15 protein-coding genes, 1 tRNA gene and 1 pseudogene are annotated in these 17,220 nt (G+C 41.0%); 7 read left to right on the top strand and 10 right to left on the bottom strand.

Annotated features, from left to right (window positions below; genetic code table 11):
- Window positions 1–31 precede the first annotated feature (31 nt).
- The 3 genes from RFX69_RS10875 to RFX69_RS10865 form a co-directional block, all read right to left on the bottom strand.
- A tRNA-Arg gene (locus RFX69_RS10875) sits at window positions 32–108 on the bottom strand.
- Between the two features lie 99 nt (window positions 109–207).
- The gene (locus tag RFX69_RS10870; RefSeq protein ID WP_289332555.1) at window positions 208–843 is read right to left on the bottom strand and encodes a hypothetical protein; all 636 of its coding nucleotides are present in this window, start codon (window positions 841–843) and stop codon (window positions 208–210) included.
- Window positions 844–987: 144 nt separating this feature from the next.
- Window positions 988–1,674: a putative quorum-sensing-regulated virulence factor gene (locus RFX69_RS10865; protein WP_001147935.1), complete on the bottom strand. Its 687-nt coding sequence runs from the start codon at window positions 1,672–1,674 to the stop codon at window positions 988–990.
- A 249-nt stretch (window positions 1,675–1,923) separates the two neighbouring features.
- On the opposite strand from RFX69_RS10865, the gene RFX69_RS10860 reads away from it, so the two are divergent.
- Window positions 1,924–3,153, top strand: a complete 1,230-nt coding sequence (locus RFX69_RS10860; protein WP_000782587.1) for an alpha/beta fold hydrolase — start codon at window positions 1,924–1,926, stop codon at window positions 3,151–3,153.
- A gap of 29 nt (window positions 3,154–3,182) precedes the next feature.
- On the opposite strand, the gene RFX69_RS10855 is transcribed toward RFX69_RS10860, so the two are convergent.
- Entirely contained in the window at window positions 3,183–3,338 is a 156-nt protein-coding gene (locus tag RFX69_RS10855) for a hypothetical protein (RefSeq protein WP_002010476.1), read from the bottom strand.
- 60 nt (window positions 3,339–3,398) lie between these two features.
- On the opposite strand from RFX69_RS10855, the gene glyA reads away from it, so the two are divergent.
- Window positions 3,399–4,652 (top strand): serine hydroxymethyltransferase, encoded by a 1,254-nt coding sequence (gene glyA, locus RFX69_RS10850; RefSeq protein ID WP_000457893.1) that lies wholly within the window; start codon window positions 3,399–3,401, stop codon window positions 4,650–4,652.
- A 39-nt stretch (window positions 4,653–4,691) separates the two neighbouring features.
- Here glyA and adeH read toward each other — a convergent pair whose 3' ends face one another.
- The 3 genes from adeH to adeF are packed head-to-tail and all read right to left on the bottom strand — an operon-like array spanning window position 4,692 to window position 10,559.
- Complete coding sequence (adeH, locus tag RFX69_RS10845; RefSeq protein ID WP_000633128.1) at window positions 4,692–6,140, bottom strand: multidrug efflux RND transporter outer membrane subunit AdeH; 1,449 nt, start codon at window positions 6,138–6,140, stop codon at window positions 4,692–4,694.
- 12 nt (window positions 6,141–6,152) lie between these two features.
- Entirely contained in the window at window positions 6,153–9,332 is a 3,180-nt protein-coding gene (gene adeG / locus RFX69_RS10840) for a multidrug efflux RND transporter permease subunit AdeG (RefSeq protein WP_289332500.1), read from the bottom strand.
- 6 nt (window positions 9,333–9,338) lie between these two features.
- Complete coding sequence (gene adeF / locus RFX69_RS10835; RefSeq protein ID WP_032050923.1) at window positions 9,339–10,559, bottom strand: multidrug efflux RND transporter periplasmic adaptor subunit AdeF; 1,221 nt, start codon at window positions 10,557–10,559, stop codon at window positions 9,339–9,341.
- A gap of 197 nt (window positions 10,560–10,756) precedes the next feature.
- Between adeF and adeL the strand changes: the two genes are divergently transcribed.
- The 5 genes from adeL (at window position 10,757) to RFX69_RS10810 (ending at window position 15,025) form a co-directional block, all read left to right on the top strand.
- Complete coding sequence (adeL, locus tag RFX69_RS10830; RefSeq protein WP_002000718.1) at window positions 10,757–11,788, top strand: multidrug efflux transcriptional repressor AdeL; 1,032 nt, start codon at window positions 10,757–10,759, stop codon at window positions 11,786–11,788.
- A 174-nt stretch (window positions 11,789–11,962) separates the two neighbouring features.
- Window positions 11,963–12,748: an ABC transporter substrate-binding protein gene (locus tag RFX69_RS10825; protein WP_271055790.1), complete on the top strand. Its 786-nt coding sequence runs from the start codon at window positions 11,963–11,965 to the stop codon at window positions 12,746–12,748.
- A 91-nt stretch (window positions 12,749–12,839) separates the two neighbouring features.
- Entirely contained in the window at window positions 12,840–13,529 is a 690-nt protein-coding gene (locus RFX69_RS10820) for an ABC transporter permease (RefSeq protein ID WP_000010368.1), read from the top strand.
- Entirely contained in the window at window positions 13,526–14,239 is a 714-nt protein-coding gene (locus RFX69_RS10815; protein WP_032033322.1) for an ABC transporter permease, read from the top strand. Before RFX69_RS10820 ends, RFX69_RS10815 begins: the two co-directional genes overlap by 4 nt.
- Window positions 14,240–14,248: 9 nt before the next feature.
- On the top strand, window positions 14,249–15,025 hold the full coding sequence (locus tag RFX69_RS10810; RefSeq protein ID WP_000438618.1) for an ABC transporter ATP-binding protein: 777 nt from the start codon (window positions 14,249–14,251) through the stop codon (window positions 15,023–15,025).
- 71 nt (window positions 15,026–15,096) lie between these two features.
- Here RFX69_RS10810 and abeS read toward each other — a convergent pair whose 3' ends face one another.
- The 3 genes and pseudogenes from abeS to yegQ all read right to left on the bottom strand — a co-directional run.
- A complete protein-coding gene (abeS, locus tag RFX69_RS10805; protein ID WP_000121131.1) occupies window positions 15,097–15,426 on the bottom strand; it encodes a multidrug efflux SMR transporter AbeS in 330 nt (109 codons plus the stop codon).
- Window positions 15,427–15,662: 236 nt separating this feature from the next.
- Window positions 15,663–15,926 (bottom strand): YfhL family 4Fe-4S dicluster ferredoxin, encoded by a 264-nt coding sequence (locus RFX69_RS10800; RefSeq protein WP_005131224.1) that lies wholly within the window; start codon window positions 15,924–15,926, stop codon window positions 15,663–15,665.
- Window positions 15,927–15,928: 2 nt separating this feature from the next.
- A pseudogene (yegQ, locus tag RFX69_RS10795) lies at window positions 15,929–17,203 on the bottom strand (tRNA 5-hydroxyuridine modification protein YegQ); the annotation flags it as partial.
- Window positions 17,204–17,220 lie beyond the last annotated feature (17 nt).

Genomic DNA, 17,220 nt, shown 5'->3' with positions numbered 1-17,220 from the left:
AGATAAATTTATGAAGTTATTATATATAAAATGGTGCGCTCGGCGGGGATCGAACCCACGACCCCAGGCTTCGGAAACCTGTACTCTATCCAACTGAGCTACGAGCGCATGTGTGGGGCACATCATAGGAAAAAAACACTTGCAGGTAAAGCACGAAATACGTACCAAGTGAATTTAATGCTTAATTAAACAGCAGCTTGTTATGTTTTAGTTCTTTTGCTGAATGAGCTGAATTGAATAATTAATAGAGTGAAGCGTATGCGCCAGCTCATGAGGGGGAATCCTTGACTCTTGCAAACTGGTAATCCATTGCATTTGGCACATTTTTAGTTCTTGAAGATTTTTAATTTGTTCTATTTTTTGAATAAGTGGTTTGGCCATAAGTCCACAGTATTGGCTTAAGCTTTGTTTCATTAATAGTTGTATTTCTTCAAAAGTAAGTTGTTGAACAGGAATTGGTGGCTGAGTATTTTCAATATTTGAAGAATGGCATGATGGTTCTAGAGAAACTTTAATTTCTCTAGTCAGATCGGTACTTTCATTTACATCTATAGTGCTTTTTTGTTGCACTTTTACTTCTAAACCCGTGGTAGGTGATTCTGAGAGAGCTATTTGTTCAGTAAATTCTGAATTGTTTTCGCTAATAGGAGCAATAAGCTTTAAGTCAATAAGTTGTTGAATGAGTTCTGGTGGAGCAATACGTTTTTTAAACTCGGTATTGAGACTTTGAAAATCTTCATGATCAATTAATAGAAGTAAACGTCTTTGTTTGGCATTTAAAGCAATATTACGTTGTTGAAGCGCGACTCTTCCCAAATTGGTTCGATAAAAACCAGCCATCATTTTTCCCCAATATAAAAATGAAGCAGCCTGTTTGATTTTTTCTATCAAACAGTACTGTTCTTAATAAAATATAAATGGGGCTAACGATAAAACTCAAAAATGACAATATGATGAAGAATTTATGAATATCATCTATTTAGGCCGTTAAAATGCACTTTCTAATGCTTTACGTAGGTAAACATCCAGCTCGTCTTGGCGCAATAGCCATTGAATATAGTCTTTAGGGAGTTCAGCAATAGCTGTACCTTTATGCTTGCCAAAGTTAATTGTTGTGGGAATACGTGCTTCTTCAGAAACTCGGTACAACTCTTCAATGTCTTGAATATTTAAATGATAGACAATATGCATCAAGATATTGGCAGTTAAAATAATATCCGCATCGGCACGGTGCGCGCCTTTGAGTAATTCTCGAGCTTTACTACTGCCTTGAGAAATCATATAGATCAGTGCTGAGATATTATGCGCTTCTGCATCAGGCCAGGTTTTGCGTGCTAAAGCTAGCGTACAAATCGGTTTGATATGAGAAACATCTACACCGCAACGTGCAATCGCGGCAATATCATAATCAATATTGTGGCCAATAATATAAGTTGTAGTGTCTGGCAATTTAAAAGTTTTATAGTGGGGCTGATTTTCTAAATCCGATTCTAATATATGGTGTACTGCCATAGCCGCGTAAGAGATAGGGGTCCCAACTTGATAAAGTTGATCAAACAATTTGCTTTTATCTAAGGTGAGCTTGCCTGCATTAATTTCAATTGGGGCATATGCAATTTCAATAGGCAAACCATTTAGTGTATGTGTTTCTGTATCTAAAATAATGGCTTGCATATCCGGCCCTTTAAACAATTACGAGTAATCAAGAATGTTAACAGTTGGCCTCGCACTTTAAAACCTGAAGTGAGGCTGAAAGTGGTGAGAACGACAATTTATATCAAAAATAGAATTTTTCAGGGATTGATTTTGTCGAATAGAACTTGCGGAAAATTAAGATTAGGCGTAATTGTTTTTAAGACATTAGAGAATGTTGATTAAAAAACTAAAGCACAACAAAAATGGAATTTAAGGGAAGATATACCAATGAAAATGAAACTGTTAATGACGAGCGTTCTTAGTACGAGTTTATTTTTAGTCGCTTGTGGAGGCGGAAGTAGTGATGATGGTCCAGCTACTACTAATCCATCCGGAACTCCAACCAATAATATTCAAAATCCAGTTGTTAAAGTTGAAGCCTATACAAGTACTAACTTAGGATCAGTTGCCGCAGAAAGTAGTATTTTAACTTATAAAATGTTAGGTCAAAGTGGACAAGAAGTGCAGGCAACAAGTCTAGTGTTTACACCAAACACTCCACCACCAGTCGGCGGTTGGCCCATTGTAGTCTGGGCGCATGGCACTACGGGTGTGGCAGATGTATGTGCACCAAGTAAAGCAGCTTTAGCAGACAGTACAAAAGATTTAATTAGTAAATTATTAGCAGCAGGTTATGTTGTTGTGGCACCTGATTATGAAGGTTTGGGTACCCCAGGTATACATCCTTTCTTAAATGTTAAAAGTGAGGCTTTTTCAATTACCGATGCAGTGGTTGCAGCGCGTAACTATTTATCTCAACGTAATTTATTAACTTCGAAAAAATGGGTCACTGTAGGTCATTCTCAAGGTGGGCATGCTGCATTAGGAGCTGCACAGTATGCGAGCCGTGCACAACTAGAATATAAAGGTACAGTAGCCGTAGCGCCTGCTTCTAATTTAGGTTTTATTTTAATAGCAGGCGAGCAGTCTGTTGCGAATGCAACTCTAGATAAAAAGATCTCAATGTATGCTCAACTTGACACTTATACAGCTTTAGTCACAGCTGGTATTCGCAACACACAACCCACTTTTGATTATCCACAAGTATTTACTCCACAAATTTCAAGTATTGCCCAACAAGCGGAAACAATTTGTTCTGGACCATTAGGACAGGCCTTTGGAGCGGGTATGACTCAGTATGTTACAGAACATAATGGAACACTTGACGGTTATACCCGCACACAGCCTAACTTTATGGCTGTACCGTTAGTTAAAACATTTTTAGATAAAGATTCGCAGCCGTTACAAGTAAAAGTTACGACACCAATCATTATCTATCAGGGTTTAGCAGATTCGACAGTACCTAAAGTAGCAACGGATATCTTGATATCTAATGCCACTGTCGTAGGTACTAAAATTAATAGTTATGTGACGGGTAACTGGGATCATGGGACGGCGATGAGTAGTAATGTAGATAATATTGTTGGAAATGTTCAGTCTTTACTGGCAGCTCAGTAGAGTTATTGATATTTAAAGACTTTTTAATATTATTGTAAGCTAAAATTAACGATGGATAAATTTAAAATATAAGCTTTAAACGAGCTTTTTAATTGATTTATAAACAATGGCTCATTTTTTATAAAACTTGAGCCATTTTTATTTAAAACTGAGCTAACTTCATTCTGTTTAATTATAAAGTTCATGCTACAATATGCCGCAATCTTAGCACGGCTTAAAAGCCCTAATTTATAGGACCCCCGCTAATGTTTGCCAATATTTCCATTTCTGAATTTGATCCAGAATTAGCTCAAGCAATTGCTTCTGAAGATGAGCGTCAAGAAGCACATATCGAGTTAATTGCATCTGAAAACTATTGCTCTCCTGCGGTAATGGAAGCGCAAGGATCAAAACTTACGAACAAATACGCAGAAGGTTATCCTGGCAAACGCTATTATGGCGGTTGCGAATTTGTAGATGTTATTGAGCAAATGGCGATTGACCGTGCTAAAGAACTTTTTGGTGCAGATTACGCAAACGTTCAACCACACGCTGGCTCACAAGCTAACTCTGCTGTTTATTTAGCGCTTCTTAACCCGGGCGATACAGTTTTAGGTATGAGCTTGGCTCACGGTGGTCACTTGACTCACGGTGCAAAAGTAAGCTTCTCTGGTAAAACTTATAATGCGGTTCAGTATGGTCTAAATGCTGAAACTGGTGAGATTGATTACGAAGAAGTTGAACGTTTAGCATTGGAACACAAGCCACGTATGATCGTTGCTGGTTTCTCTGCTTATAGCCGTGTTGTGGATTGGCAACGTTTCCGTGACATCGCGGACAAAGTTGGTGCTTACCTTTTTGTTGATATGGCTCACGTTGCTGGTCTTGTTGCTGCTGGTGTATATCCAAACCCAGTTCAAATTGCTGACGTAACAACAACGACGACTCACAAAACACTTCGTGGTCCACGTTCTGGTTTAATCCTTGCAAAAGCGAATGAAGAAATCGAGAAAAAACTTCAATCAGCTGTATTCCCTGGTAACCAAGGTGGTCCATTAATGCATGCGATTGCTGCTAAAGCAATCTGCTTCAAAGAAGCAATGTCTGACGACTTTAAAGCTTACCAACAACAAGTTGTGAAAAATGCTCAAGCAATGGCTGAAGTATTCATCGCACGTGGTTATGATGTTGTTTCTGGTGGTACAGACAACCACTTATTCTTGTTATCTTTAATCAAACAAGACGTAACTGGTAAAGATGCAGACGCTTGGTTAGGTGCTGCTCACATTACTGTGAACAAAAACTCAGTTCCAAATGATCCACGTTCTCCATTTGTGACTTCTGGTATCCGTATCGGTACTCCGGCAGTAACAACTCGTGGTTTTGGTGAAGCTGAAGTTCGTGAACTTGCTGGTTGGATCGCTGACGTGATTGATAGCAAAGGTGACGAAAAAGTTATTGCTGATGTAAAAGCAAAAGTTGAAGCTGTTTGTGCAAAATTCCCTGTATATGCAAAATAATTTGTGTATATAAAAAAGCGCCGTAAGGCGCTTTTTTTATTAACTACTCCAACCGCCCCCTAAAGCACGGATTAAATTGATGCTTGCAATGATTTGGCTACCTTTCAGCTGAGCTGCTAATTGTTCTTGTTGCAAAATAGTGCGGTCAGAATCAATTACATCAAGATAGCTAATAGCACCTTCTCGATAACGTAAATGAGAAAGTTGATTGGCATGACGAGAAGAGGAGAGTGCTTGGTTTTGAGCCTGAATTTGCTGATCGAGAATTCTTTGATCAGATAAACCATTTTCAACTTCGCGAAATGCATTTAGTACAGTTTGTCTATAGTTGGCGACGCTTTCCTCATAAGCCGCTCTTGCTTGAGCAACGCCTGCTTTACGTTGTCCACCATCAAATAAAGGTAACGACAAAATAGTACCGGCGACAGGTCCTAGTAAAAAAGTCCGACTCGACCATTTGCCCAACTCGCTTAAACTTGAAGATTCATAACCTAAAGCTCCTGTAAGACTGAGTTTTGGGAAAAATGCTGCACGAGCAATTCCAATACGCGCATTATCTGCTGCCATTGCACGCTCTGCAGCCGCAATGTCGGGTCGTCTTTCAAGTAAAGTTGACGGCAAACCGGCAGGGAGACGGATACTATTTGCAGTTAAAGGTTGAACTGCCAAGTTAAAGTCTGCTGGTGGTTTTCCTAATAAGACTGCAAGCGCATGTTCTGCACTGGCTCTGTTACGAGCAATATTTAGGGCAGTGGTTTGTGCGGTAGCAAGTTCGGTTTGTGCACGAGAAACATCTAATTCACTGACCAGTCCGTTTTTAAAACGAAGCTGCATTAAATCTCGTGTTTCACCTAATAATTTGATTGTACGGTTATAAATTGCTTGTTCGGTATCAAGTTGACGTATCAGAAAATAACCTTGAGCTACATCCGCTTGTAGAGCTAAAAGTGCCGACTGATATAGTGCCTCTTGTTGCTGTAGATCCGCTGTTGCTGCGTTGACACTACTTGCTACACGACCAAATAAATCGAGCTCATATGAAACATTGGCTTGAGCTCGCCATAAGGTTTGAGCCGAAGTATGTGCATTGTCATCTAAACCGAGTGAAGCCGGAGACGGCTTTTGGCGGGTTGGCCCAAATCCGGCATCAATACTTGGTAAGCGTTCAGCTTGAGCTGCCGAACGTAGTGCACGTGAAGCCTGAATATTTGCTGCCACCGCTTTTAGGTTCTGGTTGCCTGCGATAGCTTGCTGTTCAAGTTCATTCAGTTGAGCATCATTGTAAATGCGCCACCATTCACCACGAGTTTGCTGATCAGCAGGTTGGGCAATCTTCCAGTTATTATCTTCAAGTTTGGGGTCAGATTCTTTGAATTTGACTGGCACTATAACTTTTGCAGGTTGATATTCTGGGGCCAATGAGCAGCCTGCAAGGAGCAGGCTTCCCATGAGTGAGGACAACAACCAGTTTTGTTTTGATGTAATCACCAAATGTCCTCCTTAATGATCGTGTGGGCTAGCTAACGGCGCTTCATGAACTGCCGCAGAATGCAGTTTATGTTTGCTGTTGAGGGTACGAATCAGAACGTAAAAGGCCGGGGTGAGGAATAAACCAAAGAATGTTACACCGATCATGCCGAAGAATACGGCAACACCCATCGCATGTCGCATTTCAGAACCTGCGCCAGTTGAAGTAACCAGTGGTACTACACCCATAATAAATGCAATAGAGGTCATTAAAATTGGGCGTAAACGTAGACGACTTGCTTCAACGGCTGCTTTAAAGGCAGTCGCGCCTTGCATTTCAAGTTCCCTCGCAAATTCGACAATTAAGATGGCATTTTTACAGGCTAGCCCGACCAGTACCATTAGACCGATTTGAGTAAAGATGTTGTTATCTCCAGCTGTCAACCAGACACCTGTCAGAGCCGCTAAGATTCCCATTGGTACAATTAAGATAACTGCTAATGGTAGGGTTAAGCTTTCATACTGAGCAGCTAATACTAAGAACACGAGTAATACGCTAATAGGGAATACCCAAAGTCCAGCATTACCAGCCAAGATTTTTTGGTAAGTTAAATCTGTCCATTCAAACTTGATACCACGCGGTAGAGTTTGTGCAGCAATACGTTCAACCGCAGCTTCTGCTTGGCTAGATGAATAACCTGGGGCAGGGCCGCCGTTAATATCTGCTGATGTGTAACCGTTATAACGAACGACCATTTCAGGACCATAGGTTTGAGTTACATTCACCAATGAAGATAATGGCACCATTTGTCCGGCACTATTACGGGTTTTAAGCTGCAAAATATCTTCAGGGTTAGCACGGAAAGGCGCATCGGCTTGTGCACGAACCTGATAAACACGTCCAAAACGGTTAAAGTCGTTAACGTACTGAGAACCTAAATAAATCTGCATAGTGTTGAAAACATCTGTCACAGCAACGCCTTGCTGTTTAGCTTTTACACGGTCCAGATCTACATTTAGTTGAGGTACGTTAATTTGATAACTTGAGAACATTGGACCAAGTTCAGGGGCTGATTGTGCTGCCTTCATAAAGTTTTGTGCAGCATCGTTCAAGGCTGAATAGCCTAAGGCACCTCGGTCTTCAAGTTGCAGTTTAAAGCCGCCCATCGTGCCTAAGCCCATCACTGGTGGTGGTGGGAAAACCGCGATATAGGCATCTTGAATAGCTGAATATTTCTGGTTGAGCGCACCTGCAATTGCATTTGCAGATAAGTCTTTTGCCTTACGTTCATCAAATGGCTTTAAAGTCACAAAGACAATACCGGCACTCGAGCTATTGGTGAAACCGTTAATTGATAGGCCAGGAAAGGCAACCGCACTTTCTACACCAGGTTGTTTAAGCGCAGTATCACTCATTTTACGAATGACTGCTTCGGTACGATCTAATGATGCGCCGTTTGGTAGCTGCGCAAAGCTAATCAAATATTGTTTGTCTTGAGCAGGAACGAAACCGCCCGGAACAATATAGGAAATACCAACGGTTAAACCTAGAAGTGCTGCATAGACACCCATTGCCGAAGCTTTATGGGAAATGACACGGCTGACGCCTTGACTATAACGGTCTGAAGCACGTGAAAACACACGGTTAAACAGTGCAAAGAAACGACCGAATACACGATTCATAATACGTGTTAAGGCATCGGGTTTAGCATCATGTCCTTTAAGTAACAGCGCTGTCAAAGCTGGAGATAGGGTGAGTGAGTTAAAAGCCGAAATAACCGTTGAAATGGCAATGGTCATGGCAAATTGTTTATAGAATTGCCCAGTTAAGCCTGTCATAAAGGCAAGAGGTACGAATACTGCAACAAGTGTTAAAGCAATGGCAATAATCGGTCCACTGACTTCTCGCATGGCACGGTAAGTCGCCTCCCTTGGGTTTAAGCCCGCTTCAATATTCCTCTCGACATTTTCGACGACCACAATCGCGTCATCGACCACAATCCCGATGGCAAGCACCATCCCGAACAGTGATAGCGCATTGATTGAGTAACCAAAAGCGAGCATGAGCGCGAATGTACCAATAATTGAAACTGGTACGGCAAGCAATGGAATGATTGAGGCACGCCATGTTTGTAAGAATAAAATAACGACCACAACAACCAGTGCAATTGCTTCAAGTAAGGTGTGAACGACCGCTTTAATACTGGCACGTACGAATTGAGTCGGGTCATAAACAATGTCGTATTTAATTGAAGATGGAAAATCTTTTGAAAGCTCCTTCATCGTGCTACGCACTTGATCGGAAACTTGTAAAGCATTCGCACCCGGAGCTTGGAAAATTGGAATTGCGACAGCTTGTTTATTATCAAGTAATGAACGTAAGCCGTATTGAGAGGCTGCAAGTTCAACACGTGCAACATCACCCAATCGGGTAACCGCGCCATCAGGGGCAGTTTTTAAAATGATATCTGCAAATTCTTGTTCAGTCGTTAAGCGGCCTTGAGCATTGACTGAAAGCTGTAAAGGTGAATTACTTGGTGAGGCACCGATTGTACCCGCTGCAACCTGAATATTTTGTTCACGGATTGCATTCACAATTTCGGTCGCGGTGAGGTTACGCTGCGCTACTTTTTGCGGGTCGAGCCATACGCGCATTGCGTAGTCACCAGAACCAAATAAACCGACTTCACCTACACCCTGTAAACGTGCCAAACGGTCTTTTACGTTGAGCACCGCATAGTTACGTAAGTAGGTCATGTCATAGCGATTATCTGGGGAGGTTAGATGCACCACCATGGTTAAAGTAGGCGAGCTTTTTAGTGTGGTTACACCTAAACGCTGTACATCTTCCGGTAAACGAGGCATGGCCTGAGATACACGGTTTTGAACCAATTGTTGGGCTTTGTCTGGGTCGATACCGAGCTTAAAGTTCACCGTAATGGTTAGGTTACCGTCGCTGTTTGCTTGAGATTGCATATACAGCATGTCTTCGACGCCGTTGATTGACTCTTCGAGCGGAGAAGCAACCGTTTCAGCAATCACTTTTGGGTTTGCACCCGGATATTGGGCACGTACCACCACAGATGGTGGAACAACCTCGGGATATTCAGAAATCGGTAACTGAAATACCGAAAGGAGACCGGCGAGTAAAATCAAGACTGATAGCACACCAGCAAAGATCGGCCGATCAATAAAAAATTTAGAAATATTCATATGTGATTAACCTTTTGCCGGAGTTGATGTTTTATCTGTTGGCTGAGGTTGAGGAGGAGTAGCGCTAGCAGTGATTTGTGAATTTGGCATAGGAACGAGATGCGGTGTAACAGGGTCACCCGGACGAATCCGTTGTAAACCATTCACTACAATACGATCACCCGCTTGTAATCCACTATTTACGATTTGCAAGCCATCTTGTTGGGCACCGAGTTTTACTTCGCGGTAAGCAGTTTGATTTTTCGCATCCACTACTACGACAAAACGTTTATCTTGGTCGACACCAACCGCGGTTGGACTAATCAGAATCGCTGGGCGAGGTTGGCCTCCACCTAAACGAATTCGTGCATATAGGCCTGGTAATAAAACACCGTTTGGATTGTCAAAAGTTGCGCGAACACGGATCGTACCTGAGGTTGTATTCAGGTTGTTGTCGATTGAGTTGATTGTACCTTCGCGAGTAAAGCCTGTTTCATTGGCAAGTCCCATATAGACAGGTACTTGTGCTGAATTACGCTGATTACTGATATATTTCAGGTAAGTTTGTTCATCAACATCGAAAGATGCGTATAGGCGTGATACAGACACTAAACTTGTTAAAACCTGTGCGCCATTACCTGCAGAGACGACATTACCCACGGTCACTTCAGCTCGTGAAATCCGGCCGCTGACAGGTGCTGTAATACGGGTGTATTCTAGATTTAAACGTGCAGATTGGACAGCAGCTCTAGCGGCTTGTAGGTTAGCATTCGCTGAACGTGCATCATTTTCGGCTAAATCCAGTTCTTGGCGAGAAACAGCATTACTCTGAATGAGACGTTGAATACGCGAAAGATTGCTTGCGGTATATGTTACCTGTGCTTCAGCTGAAGCAAGCTGGGCTTTTGCACGGTTCAGTTCTGCTTCAAAAGGACGAGGGTCGATTGTGAAAAGTAAATCACCTTTTTTAACGAGGCTTCCATCTTTGAAATGTACGGCAATGAGTTTTCCTGAAACTTGAGGCCGAATATCAACTTGATCAATTGCTTCTAAACGACCGGAATATTCTTGCCAATCGGTAATGGTTTTGCTTACTACTGGGGCTACATCAACAGTAGCAGCTTGTTGGGCAGTGGTTGGTGCAGCTTTTGCATCGGCATTTTCATGTAACAACATAAAACTGCCACCGGTTGCTAAAATAGCGACAAAGATGGCAGACAGTGCAAACTGTTTGCGGGAAAATGACATGAGGTGCTCCTAGTTATTTGGATACCTGTTTTCAGACTTTTAGTTATGGTCCGTATGGGAGAAACAGGGTTTATGGAATGGACGGAGCATAAAAGTTTGTCAATCACGAATAAATATATTAAATTTGATAACACTATTCGTATTTTTATAACAATTGATGTGTTTGCACTAGAAAATGCATTAATAGGAGTGTGCGTGTGGATCTATTTCATGCCATGAGAGTATTCAACAAAGTTGTTGAAACAAATAGTTTCAGTTTAGCAGCTGATAGTTTGGGTTTACCGCGTGCTTCTGTGACTACAACCATTCAGGCTTTAGAGAAGCATTTACAAGTTCGATTGCTTAATCGGACAACACGAAAAATTAGTCTCACACCGGATGGCGCCGTATATTATGATCGGACAGCCCGTATTTTAGCGGATGTTGCCGATATTGAATCTTCTTTTCATGATGCAGAGCGGGGGCCAAGAGGTCAGCTTCGTATTGATGTGCCTGTATCGATTGGACGTTTAATTTTAATTCCAAGGCTCCGCGATTTTCATGCACGCTATCCTGATATTGATTTAGTGATTGGTCTGAACGACCGACCTGTAGACTTGGTTGGAGAAGCGGTTGATTGTGCAATTCGGGTGGGTGAATTAAAAGATTCAAGCTTAATTGCGCGTCGTATCGGAACTTTCCAGTGTGCAACAGCTGCTTCACCGATTTATTTAGAAAAATATGGCGAACCTACCTCAATTGAAGATTTGCAAAAAAATCATAAAGCGATTCACTTCTTTTCAAGCCGTACCGGACGCAACTTCGATTGGGACTTTGTGGTTGATGATTTAATTAAAAGTGTGTCAGTACGTGGACGTGTTTCGGTAAATGACGGTGATGCTTATATCGACTTGGCTTTGCAAGGTTTTGGTATAATTCAAGGCCCACGTTATATGCTCACCAATCATTTAGAATCAGGTTTATTAAAAGAGGTATTGCCTCAGTGGACGCCAGCGCCGATGCCGATTTCAGCAGTTTATCTTCAAAACCGTCATTTATCGCTTAAAGTAAAAGTGTTTGTAGATTGGGTCGCTGAACTTTTCGCAGGCTGTCCATTACTTGGCGGTACAGCTTTACCTTTCGACCAGAAATGTGAATTTGCCTGTGATAAAGAAACTGGTCATGAATATACAATTCGTACTTTGGTCGAGCAGCATAATATTGCTGAAGCTTATACGCTCAAAACTTAATCTTAAAATTTGATTGATTTTTCAACATTTAATCCGTCAATACAGATCATTGCTTAGACATCTTCATAAATCCTTAACTTATGGTATAGAAATTGCTGTTATTTCAGCAGATGAGTAAGTTCGAAATACTCAAGTTTTTATCACCTTATTTGTGTTTTAAGGAGAAGCTTCAAGATGGCAAGCTTTATGAAAAAAATATTCGTTTCAACAACCTTAGTTCTGGCTGCTGTTGCGACGAATGTCCAAGCAAAGGATTGGAAGGTGATTCGTTTTGGTACTGAGTCGTCTTATGCGCCGTTTGAATATAAAACACCAGATGGCAAGTTAACTGGTTTTGATGTTGATTTGGGTAATGCTATTTGTGCAAAACTCAAAGCCAAATGTGTTTGGGTTGAAAACTCTTTTGACGGGATGATTCCCGCACTTAAAGCGAAAAAATTTGATGGCATTCTTTCATCAATGACTGTTACTGATGAACGTGCAAAACAAATTTTATTTAGTAGCAAAATCTACAACACGCCAACGCGTATGGTTGCAAAAAAAGGTTCGCCGTTATTACCAACACCTACTTCATTAAAAGGTAAGCATGTCGGTGTACAGCAGGGCACAATTCAAGAAACTTACGCTAAAACTTATTGGGCTCCAAAAGGTGTAAGTGTTGTCCCTTATCCAACTCAAGATTTGATTTACCAAGACATGATGTCTGGTCGTTTGGATGCAACTTTACAAGATGCAATCATGGTTGATGGCGCTTTCTTAAAACAACCAAAAGGCAAAAACTTCGCTTTTGCTGGTGGCAATGTGGTTGATGTCAAAACATTGGGTGTAGGTGCGGCTATCGGTTTACGTAAAGAAGATGCAGACTTGAAAGCGAATATTGACAAGGCACTCGCTGCAATCATTGCGGATGGCACATACAAGAAACTCGAGAAAAAATACTTCTCTTTTAGCATTTACTAATGATGTGAAAAATGTCGGCTGAGTGCCGACATTTTTAAATCTATTCTCATCTCATCAATATTAGATATTGTTTTTAAGGAGAAGATGAGTCATGTCTTTTTCTGGCTATGGGCCACTCCTTCTTAGCGGAACATGGATGACCATACAGCTTGCGCTGTTATCACTCTTGCTTTCTGTCATTATTGGCTTAATTGGTGCGAGTTCAAAACTCTCTAATATTAAAGCCTTACGTTATATTGCAACCGCCTATACCACGCTCATCCGTAGTGTGCCTGACTTGGTGATTATGCTGTTGTTATTTTATAGCTTGCAGTTGGGCTTAAACCAAATTACTGAAGCACTGCAAATGGACCAAATTGATATCAACCCATTTGTAGCTGGTGTGATTACTTTAGCGTTCATTTATGGTGCATATTTTACCGAGACCTTTCGTGGTGCATTTCAATCAGTTCCAAGGGGACAAATTGAAGCAGCAATGGCCTATGGGATGACGCCGTGGCAGGTTTTTCACCGTGTATTATTCCCTCAAATGATGCGTTTTGCATTGCCCGGCATTGGTAACAACTGGCAAGTTTTGATTAAGGCGACCGCACTGGTTTCCATTATTGGCTTGACTGATATTGTAAAAATTACGCAAGATGCGGGTAGAAGTACCATGCAACTGTTCTTTTTCAGCATAGTCGCTGCTGCCATTTATTTGGCAATTACCACAGTGTCGAACCTGATTTTAATATGGCTTGAACGTCATTATTCTGCTGGTGTGAGGAAGGGACAATTATGATTGAAATCCTTCAACAATATTGGCAGTCATACCTTTGGACCGATGGCCTACAAATGACTGGTGTCGCGATGACTGCTTGGTTATTAGTGCTTTCTATTGGTATTGGGTTTGTGCTTGCTGTGCCTTTATCACTTGCACGAGTATCAGAAAATATCTGGTTGCGTGGTCCAGTTTGGTTGTTTACCTATGTTTTTCGTGGCACACCACTGTACATCCAACTACTGATTATTTACTCGGGTATTTATAGCTTTGATTATGTCCACGAGCATCAGACACTCGATGCATTTTTTCGAGAGGGCATAAATTGCACCATTTTGGCATTCGCGCTCAATACTGGTGCATATACCACTGAAATCTTCGCTGGAGCAATTCGATCTATTCCACATGGTGAGATTGAAGCTGCCCAAGCTTTTGGTATGTCAAAATGGAAACTCTACACACGTATTATCATTCCGTCGATGTTACGCCGTGCTTTGCCGTTTTACGGCAATGAAGTCATTTTAATGTTGCATGCCACAACCATTGCATTTACAGCAACAGTTCCCGACATTTTAAAAATTGCGCGTGATGTGAATGCGGCAACCTATGACACTTTCAGTGCTTTTGGAATTGCTGCGGTGTTGTATGCGGTGTTGGCTTTTATTTTGATTTGGATATTTCGTAAGTTGGAAAAACGTTGGTTGGCATTTTTAAAGCCATCGAATCATTAGGAGACATAAATGGAACAGGTTGCAAAACTAGTGATTCGCGATTTACATAAGACATTCGGCGATCATGAGGTACTTAAAGGAATATCACTTGATGCAAATGCCGGTGATGTAATTAGTATTATTGGTTCATCTGGTTCAGGTAAAAGTACCTTGCTGCGTTGTATCAACTTTTTAGAACAACCGAGCAATGGCACGATTAAGCTCAATGGTGAAAAATTACGCACGGTCTTTGATAAAAAAGGCAATTTAAAAGTGGTTGAACCAAAGCAACTACAAAAAATGCGTACCCAGCTGATGATGGTATTTCAGCACTTTAATTTATGGTCTCACATGACAGTACTGGAAAATGTCATTGAAGGGCCAATCCATGTACTTGGAGTAAAGCGTTCTGAAGCGGAAGAACGTGCGCGCAAATATTTACGTAAAGTGGGATTACCTGAAAGCGTTGAAAGTAAATATCCGGCATTTTTATCTGGTGGTCAGCAACAACGTGTAGCGATTGCTCGTGCTTTGGCTATGGAACCGGAAGTGATGTTGTTTGACGAACCTACCAGTGCGCTTGACCCAGAGTTGGTAGGTGAAGTACTAAAAGTAATGCAGGGTTTGGCTGAAGAAGGACGTACCATGATTGTAGTGACACATGAAATGGGCTTCGCGCGTCATGTATCTAATCAGGTGATTTTTTTGCATCAAGGGAAAATTGAGGAACAGGGCCATCCTGATGAAGTACTCAATAACCCGAAAAGTGAACGTTTAAAGCAATTTTTGACGGGCAGTTTAAAATAAGCTGCTGATACCGAGTATGATGAAATTTTTTAAAAGGCTTCTCAGCATACTCGGTTGCTTTTTATTATATTTTATAGATGGGTGTTTTTAGAAAACACATTAATAATCACAATACCTGCGATCATTAAAGCTAAACCAATACAGGCAGCCAAGTCTAAATGCTGTTTGTAAAATATCCAGCCAATTGCAGAAATTAAAATAATACCTGCGCCTGACCAAATGGCATAGGCAATCCCGATCGGAATTGTTTTGAGCGTAAGAGATAATAAATAAAAAGCAACTGCATAACCCACAACCGTAATAATAGACGGAATTGGAACAGTAAAACCTTGAGATGCTTTTAATGCTGAAGTTGCAATAACTTCACAAGCAATCGCAATTGCTAAATAAAGATAAGACATGGGAAGCTGCGCCAGAAAGGGTTTTAATCAATCTACATGAGATGTTGATATAGTTTGAACAGTTTTAACGATTGTTCAATTTTTTTGGTACAAAAGTACCAGTAAATGGAACTAAACTGATAAATTGATTTTATCACTAGCAATATGCTCTAAACCATTTCTTCGTTTATTTAATAGCTGGTCAGCATAGTCATAAAAAGAGGATCAGCGATTTTAACTTGATCCTCTAAATGGTTTTAAAAAGAGAATGAGCCAATTAAATTCAGGCCTTTAAATTTCTCTAATAATTGTTCTTTGTTTTCAATATGCGCAGGGTCTTGTTTAATGCAATCGATTGGACAAACCTCCTTACATGTTGGTGCATCATAAAAACCTACACATTCTGTACAACGAAGTGGATCGATTTCATAAACTTTGTTGCCTTCAAAAATAGCCGTATTGGGGCATTCTGGTAAGCACATATCACAATTGATGCAGTCACTCGTAATCAAAAGTGCCATGTTTAACTCGCTGAGTAAGCTAATGTAGAAGCAGTAATGTTTTCCTTGGCATGCGGCAAATTGCGTATGAGTACGGCATAACTGATATCAACATCTTGTGAGAGCGGAATTTCAACAAAATGCCCAGAACCTTTAGCATCTGTAATTGTGTTGCCTTTTAAATCGCGCATTTCGGTTAAGTTAAAGGGGATATTGCCTTGAGGCGTCATCAGCTCAAGTGAGTCACCAACCACAAAGCGGTTTTTAACCTCAATGCGAATATAATCGCCGTGACGTTCTACAACCTCTCCACAAAATTGTTGGTAGTCGAAATGTGATGATCCGTCAGCATAGTTTTGATATTCGCTATGCACATGCCGTCTTAAAAAGCCTTCGGTATAACCGCGATTTGCCAACCCTTCGAGTTGAGTCATTAAGCTTGGGTCGAAAGGTTTACCTGCTAATGCATCATCAATGGCTTTTCGATAAATTTGAGCAGTACGGGCACAGTAAAAATAGGATTTAGTACGGCCTTCAATCTTGAGTGAGGCGATACCCATTTTTGTTAAACGATCTACATGCTGTACCGCACGTAAATCTTTGGAGTTCATAAAATAGGTGCCGTGTTCATCTTCTTCGGCAGCAAACATTTCTTCATCATTACGTTGTACGAGTAAAGTTTGAACCGAGGTTGTTTCTGATTGTCCTGATGAGCAGCAAGACTTTTCTGGTGTATTTAGCTGAGTGACTGGAATTACATCGCCGTTTAAATCTTCTTGGGCTTCATGCAGTTTATAGTCCCAACGGCAAGCATTGGTACAAGCACCTTGGTTGGCATCACGCTTGTTCATATATCCAGAAAGTAAACAGCGGCCTGAGTAGGCCATGCATAGAGCGCCATTTACAAAAACTTCGAGTTCAATATCTGGCACATGTTGCTGGATTTCTTCTATTTCTTCTAAAGATAATTCACGAGATAAAATCACACGGCTTAGGCCGTAGTCTTTCCAAAATTTAACAGTGGCCCAGTTAATAGCGTTGGCTTGAACCGATAGATGAATTTGCATTTCTGGAAAATGCTCACGTACCATCATAATTAAGCCGGGATCAGACATAATCAAAGCATCTGGCTGCATAGCCACAATCGGTTCAAGATCACGAATAAAGTTTTTTAATTTGCTGTTATGTGGCTGGATATTCACCACAACATAAAACTTTTTACCCAAAGCGTGGGCTTCATCAATTCCGATTTTTAAATTTTCATGGTCAAAAGCATTATTTCGTACACGTAAGCTATATAGTCAAACTACTTTAT

The organism is Acinetobacter sp. 148 (genome assembly GCF_031196675.1).
In the GTDB taxonomy this organism is placed as follows: Bacteria; Pseudomonadota; Gammaproteobacteria; order Pseudomonadales; family Moraxellaceae; genus Acinetobacter; species Acinetobacter baumannii.
This window is presented reverse-complemented; position numbering and strand designations above follow the sequence as displayed.

What these genes read in the sequence shown, in the direction of transcription:
- adeF (WP_032050923.1), bottom strand. Translation starts at nt 10,559, where the DNA reads ATGTCATTTTCCCGCAAACAGTTTGCACTGTCTGCCATCTTTGTCGCT.
- abeS (WP_000121131.1), bottom strand. Translation starts at nt 15,426, where the DNA reads ATGTCTTATCTTTATTTAGCAATTGCGATTGCTTGTGAAGTTATTGCA.
- RFX69_RS10855 (WP_002010476.1), bottom strand. Translation starts at nt 3,338, where the DNA reads ATGAACTTTATAATTAAACAGAATGAAGTTAGCTCAGTTTTAAATAAA.
- glyA (WP_000457893.1), top strand. Translation starts at nt 3,399, where the DNA reads ATGTTTGCCAATATTTCCATTTCTGAATTTGATCCAGAATTAGCTCAA.
- RFX69_RS10865 (WP_001147935.1), bottom strand. Translation starts at nt 1,674, where the DNA reads ATGCAAGCCATTATTTTAGATACAGAAACACATACACTAAATGGTTTG.
- RFX69_RS10825 (WP_271055790.1), top strand. Translation starts at nt 11,963, where the DNA reads ATGGCAAGCTTTATGAAAAAAATATTCGTTTCAACAACCTTAGTTCTG.
- RFX69_RS10860 (WP_000782587.1), top strand. Translation starts at nt 1,924, where the DNA reads ATGAAAATGAAACTGTTAATGACGAGCGTTCTTAGTACGAGTTTATTT.
- adeG (WP_289332500.1), bottom strand. Translation starts at nt 9,332, where the DNA reads ATGAATATTTCTAAATTTTTTATTGATCGGCCGATCTTTGCTGGTGTG.
- RFX69_RS10815 (WP_032033322.1), top strand. Translation starts at nt 13,526, where the DNA reads ATGATTGAAATCCTTCAACAATATTGGCAGTCATACCTTTGGACCGAT.
- RFX69_RS10800 (WP_005131224.1), bottom strand. Translation starts at nt 15,926, where the DNA reads ATGGCACTTTTGATTACGAGTGACTGCATCAATTGTGATATGTGCTTA.
- RFX69_RS10820 (WP_000010368.1), top strand. Translation starts at nt 12,840, where the DNA reads ATGTCTTTTTCTGGCTATGGGCCACTCCTTCTTAGCGGAACATGGATG.
- RFX69_RS10870 (WP_289332555.1), bottom strand. Translation starts at nt 843, where the DNA reads ATGATGGCTGGTTTTTATCGAACCAATTTGGGAAGAGTCGCGCTTCAA.
- RFX69_RS10810 (WP_000438618.1), top strand. Translation starts at nt 14,249, where the DNA reads ATGGAACAGGTTGCAAAACTAGTGATTCGCGATTTACATAAGACATTC.